Raw genomic sequence first — 5,328 nt, forward strand, 5'->3', positions numbered from 1 at the left:
CCGCGACCCCCGAGTTCTACACCTATTAAGTCGTCGGCAGCGTCAGATGTGCATAAGAGACAGCCATTTATACAAACCCCGATCCCCAGCGGATCCGCTCCGCCTCCTGTCGGTTACGACACACTTCCCCAGGGGCTTCCGGATTCCCGGCGCGCGTGACGCCATGCGAGCGGCGAGAAGAAGGGGCATGAGACGGTGGCTCCTGTGGGGATGTGTGTTGGTCGCGGGCTGCGGTACCCGCGAGGCGAACGTGCGGCGCGACGCGCTGCCCGCGACGGCCGCGGCGCCCGAAGGCACGGTCGTCTTCGAAGGAAGCTGTGACGCGTCCGGCGCGGTGGAACTGGGGGATGGCCTGTTCGTCGTGGCGGACGACGAGGACAACATCCTGCGCGTCTACGATGCGCGGAAGGGCGGCCGTCCGCTGCGCACGGTGGACCTGTCGCCGTCGCTCGAGTTGCCGGTGAAGAAGAAGCCCCCGGAGACGGACATCGAGGCGGGCTCGAGGCTGGGCAACCTGGCCTTCTGGCTCACGTCGCACGGCCGCAACAGCTCCGGCAAGAAGCAGCCCGCGCGCCTGCGCTTCTTCGCCACGAGCGTGGAGGAACCGGAGCACGTGCGGCTCGTCGGGCAGCCGTACACGCAGCTGTTGGAGGACCTGCTCGCGGACCCCCGGCTCGCGCCGTACGGCCTCACGCAAGCGGAGCCGCTGCCGCCCAAGGAGCCGGGAGGGCTCAACATCGAAGGCCTGACGGCGATGCTGGACGCGCCCGGGATGCTGATTGGTTTCCGCAGCCCGCTGACGGAGGGCAAGGCGCTGGTGGTGCCACTGCTCAACGCGGAGGCGGTGGTGCGCGACGGCGCGCCCGCGCGCTTCGGTGCGCCCCGGTTGCTGGAGCTGGGCGGGCTGGGCATCCGGTCGCTGTCGACGTGGCGGGGGCGCTACCTCATCATCGCGGGGGCCACCGCCTCCGAGGCGAAGTCGCGCCTGTTCACCTGGAAGGGTGGGGACGACGCGCCGGTGCCGGTGACGTCGGTGGACCTGTCGGGCGTGAACCCGGAGGCGTTCTTCACGCCGGACACGTCGGACGACATCCTGCTGCTCAGCGACGACGGCACCGTGCAGGTGGATGGCGTCGAGTGCAAGCGTCAGAAGGATCCGGCGCTCAAGCGCTTCCGCGGCGTGTGGACGGCGTTGCCGCAGAGCCCCTGAGCGCCGGAAGGCGCGCGGACTTCAGCGCTCCATGAACTCCGCCGCCGGAGCGACCTGGATGGCATCCGGGCGCACCGGCAGCTTCTGCTGGATGATGATTTCATCCAGCTTGAGCAGCTCCGGAGACTTGGGCGACGCGTAGGTGATGGGCGAAGGCGCGCCGGACTTCAGCTTCTGCGCCAGCCCCTGCGCGTCCTCCGTGACGAACACGAACGCCAGCTTCTCCGGCTGAAGCTGCCGGCGCACGGCGGCCTGCACGGACTCCGGCGTCATCGTCGTCAGCGCGGAGCGGTAGGCCTCCAGGAAGTCCGGCGTGCCGTAGTAGAGCGAGTCGATGGCGTAGCCCAGCCGTCGCTGGTCGGTCTGCTCCCACAGGCGCGTGTAGCCCTGGAGGAAGCCGCGCACCAGGTTGAAGCGCTCCTGCGTGAGCGGCTCCTTCGACATCCGCTCCAGGAAGTACACCGCGCCGCGCGTGGCGAACACGCCGTTGGCGGGCACCACGGGGCGCAGCCAGATGGACACGTCCTGCTGCGTGCGCACCAGGTTGGTGCGGTTGAACGTGCCGTTGCCCCGGTCCTCGATGAAGTGCTCGACGTAGGCGTAGTCGCCGTAGTTGAGGCCGCGCTGTTCACGCAGCTCGTTGAAGAGCACGCCGATGAACTGACGGTGCTCGCCCAGGTTCGACAGCGCGAACGCCACCGGGAAGAAGTCCGGGTCACCCCGGCGCATTGGCGTGACGAAGCCCATGCTCACGGCGGTGGAGAGCGTGGGCTTCTGGAGGATGAGCGTCCGTCCGGCCGACGACTTCACCGTGGGCAGCTCCACCCGGGGCGCACCCTTGGCGGGCAGCGCGGAGAGGCGCGAGGTGACGGTCTGCTGGAGATTCGCGTCCACCGGCCCCGCCAGCCCGATGACCAGCCGGTCCTGCGTGAAGACGCGGCGCGCGTGCGCCTTCACGTCCTCCAGCGTGAGGGACTGGAGCCCCTGCACGGTGCCGCCGGTGTAGTGGGCGTACGGGTGTCCCGCGTAGATGAGCGCGTCCAGTCCCACCTTGCCGAGCGTCTCGTCGTCCTCGCTGCGCAGGCCGTTGCGCACGGCATTGAGCGCGTTGGCGCGCAGGCGCTCGAACTCCGCGGGGTCGAAGCGCGGCTGGAGCAGCGTGTCCGTGAAGAGCAGCAGGAACGAGGGCAGGAAGTCCTGATGGACGCGGCCGGAGAGGGTGGTCATCTCCTTGTCGGTGACGACCTTGACCTCGGCGGCCATGGGGTAGAGCGCTTCCAGGAACTGCGCGGCGGTGAGGCGCTGCGTGCCGCCCTCCGCCATCAGCTTCGCGGTGAGGGCGGTGAGGCCCTCCTTGCCCTTCGGGTCGTCGATGGAGCCCGTGTGGAAGACGAGCCGCAGGCTGACGATGGGCGTGTCCCCACGGGCCTGCACCACGAGGTGCATCGGCGGCGGCTCTTTCAGCGGCACCGCGGGCACGTCGCCCGGCTCGGTCGGCGGCTCCCCGGGAGGGTTGTCCGGCGGGGTTTCGGGAGGCTTGTGGTGGGCGCAGCCGGCGAGGGACAGCGCGGCGGCCAGGATGAGCGACACGGTGGCGCGGGTCATCATCACGGCGTCCCTCCAGCGGCGACGGCCTTGGGGGTGAGGGTGAGGACGGTGAGGTTCTTGTCCTCGAGGTACTTCCTCGCGAACAGGGTGATCTGCTGGGGCGTCACGCTGCCCAGCTGCTTCAGGTAGCTGGCGAGCGCGTCAGGGCGGCCCATCACGCCCGCGTAGAGGGCCAGGTCGATGGCCACGTCGCGCGGCGTCTCCAGGTCCATCAAGAGGCCGTAGCGCAGGTGGTCCTGGATGGACCTCAAGCGCGCGGCGTCCACCGGGGCGCCGGACAGCGCCGTGACCTCGCGGCGCAGCACGGCGTCCACGGCGGCGCGGTGCTTCTCGTCCTGCAGCGTGGCGTCGATGGGGAAGAGGTACGGGTCGCGGTGGGGCGTCGTGTAGACGTTCAGCGACTCGACGTACTGCTTCTCCAGCACCAACTCCTTGTACGCGGGGCTGGTGTCGCCCACGAGGTACTCGGCGAGGAGGGTCTGGATGGCGGCGTCAGGCGTGTCCGCGCGGGCGGCGGGCGTGTGCCACGCGAGCACGTGGCGAGGCTGCGTGGGCTGCGGCCAGTCCACGTGGACCGAGCGCTGCGCCGTCTGCGGAGGCTCGGTGGGAATGATGATGCTGGTGGCCTGGCGCTGCCAGCCGCCGTAGGCCTGGGTCACCTGGGCGACGACCTGCGCGTCGTTGAAGTCACCGACGATGAAGAGCGTGGTGTTGGCGGGCGTGTACCAGCGCTCGAAGAACGAGCGGCTGTACTCATACGCCTTGGGCATGGCCTGGATGTCTTCATAGAAGCCGAGCGTGGTGTGCTGGTACGTGTGGCGCTTGAAGGCCGTCTTCGCCAGCGCCTCCTCCAGCTTGAGGTCCGGGCCCGCGGCGTTCTTGTGGTACTCGCCCAGGACGGCGAGCGCCTCCGTCTGGAAGGCCGGCTCGGAGTACTCCAGGTTCTGGAAGCGGTCGGCCTCCAGCGCGATGAGCTTCTCCAGGCCGGCGGTGGGGCCGTACACCTGGTACACGGTGATGTCGTCGGTGGTGAACGCGTTGTCGTCGAAGCCGTAGCCACCGAGGATGCGCTCGCGCTGCCCTTCCGGGTTCGCCTTCGTCCCCTTGAACATCATGTGTTCGAAGAAGTGGGCGAAGCCGGTGCGGCCGGGCTCCACCTCGTTGCGGGAGCCCACGCGCACGGCGGTGACGTACGCGACGATGCCGGGCGAGTTGAACGGCACGCGCACCACGGTGAGTCCGTTGGGCAGGCGTGTCGTGTTCAGCGTGTAGGGGAAGAAGCGGGAGGCGTCTGGAGGCTGCTGCGCGGACGCCGGGAGCGCCGGCATCAGGAGCAGCAGCAGGAGGGGCAACAGGCGGCGCATGCGCGGACCCTTTCGGTGCCAGGGAAGCGCGGGACGTTACGCCGGAGGTAGGCCCGGTGGGGGCGGCTTTCCGCGCGCGTGTCATCTGCGCACCAGCGCCGGGCCTCACACGGTGATGACAATCTTTCCGAAGTGGCCGCCGGACTCCATGTACTGGAGGGCCTCGCGCGCCTGGCCGAAGGGGAAGACGCGGTCGATGACGGGCCGGGTCTTCTCCCGCGACATGGCCTTGAGCATGTCCTCGAACATCTCGCGGCTGCCCACGTAGGTGCTGATGACGCGCAGGTGCTTCGTGTGGGTGGCGGCGGTGTCCGGCTTGCCGGGAGCGCCGGTGAGCAGGCCGATGAGCGCGATGTGGCCGCCCTCCTTCGTGGCCGCGACGGAGCGGGGCAGCGTGCCCGCGCCGCCCACCTCCAGCACGTGGTCCACGCCCTGGCCGCCGGTGAGCGTGAGCACCGCCTGCTCCCAGTCCGGCGTCTGGCGGTAGTTGATGAGTCCGTCCGCGCCCAGCTGCTTCGCGCGCTGGAGCTTGTCGTCCTGGCTGGAGGTGATGACGACGCGGGCGCCGAGGATGCGGGCGAACTGGAGGGCGAAGATGGAAACGCCGCCGGTGCCCTGCGCGAGCACGGTCTGCCCGGCCTTGAGGCCGCCCTGGGGGACGAGCGCGTTCCAGGCGGTCACGGCGGCGCAGGGGAGGGTGGCGCCCTCCTCGTAGGAGAGCCAGTCGGGGAGGACGACGAGCCCCTCGGCGTCCAGGCAGACGTACTCCGACAGGACGCCGGGGATGCTGCCGCCGAGCGCATGGGCGACCCGCTCCGGGGTGCGTTCGCCGTCGGTCCAGACCTGGAAGAAGGTGGGGGCCACGCGGTCGCCGGGCTTCACGCGGGTGACGCCGTGGCCCACGGCGACGACCTGTCCAGCGCCGTCCGAGCAGGGGATGAGGGGGAGCTTCATGCCCGGGTAGGTGCCGCGGGCGATGATGAGGTCGCGGTAGTTGAGGGAGACGGCGTGGATGCGGACGAGCGCCTGGCCGGCGGCCGGTTGGGGCTGGGGCGTCTCCACGAGGGCCCAGCTGGAGGAACCGGAGGTGTGCTGGAGCGCGTACGCCTGCATGGAAGTGACTCCGCGAGGGGGTTGCCTGGGGGG

General features: G+C 69.9%; 4 protein-coding genes. 1 reads left to right on the plus strand and 3 read right to left on the minus strand.

The genetic code is table 11. The features are described 5' to 3' along the window. Positions 1-187: 187 nt before the first annotated feature. On the plus strand, positions 188-1,210 hold the full coding sequence (locus D7W81_RS39670; RefSeq protein ID WP_120560519.1) for a DUF3616 domain-containing protein: 1,023 nt from the start codon (positions 188-190) through the stop codon (positions 1,208-1,210). 21 nt (positions 1,211-1,231) lie between these two features. Here D7W81_RS39670 and D7W81_RS39675 read toward each other — a convergent pair whose 3' ends face one another. The 3 genes from D7W81_RS39675 to D7W81_RS39685 all read right to left on the minus strand — a co-directional run. Then, positions 1,232-2,818 carry a M16 family metallopeptidase gene (locus D7W81_RS39675; RefSeq protein ID WP_120560520.1) on the minus strand — a complete coding sequence of 529 codons (1,587 nt, stop codon included), beginning with the start codon at positions 2,816-2,818 and terminating at the stop codon, positions 1,232-1,234. Next, positions 2,818-4,182: a M16 family metallopeptidase gene (locus tag D7W81_RS39680; RefSeq protein ID WP_120560521.1), complete on the minus strand. Its 1,365-nt coding sequence runs from the start codon at positions 4,180-4,182 to the stop codon at positions 2,818-2,820. Before D7W81_RS39680 ends, D7W81_RS39675 begins: the two co-directional genes overlap by 1 nt. Before the next feature lie 105 nt (positions 4,183-4,287). Then, positions 4,288-5,328: zinc-dependent alcohol dehydrogenase family protein (locus D7W81_RS39685; protein WP_306440946.1), on the minus strand; the 1,041-nt coding region annotated here is incomplete at its 5' end.

The organism is Corallococcus aberystwythensis, from assembly GCF_003612165.1.
Classification (GTDB): Bacteria; Myxococcota; Myxococcia; order Myxococcales; family Myxococcaceae; genus Corallococcus; species Corallococcus aberystwythensis.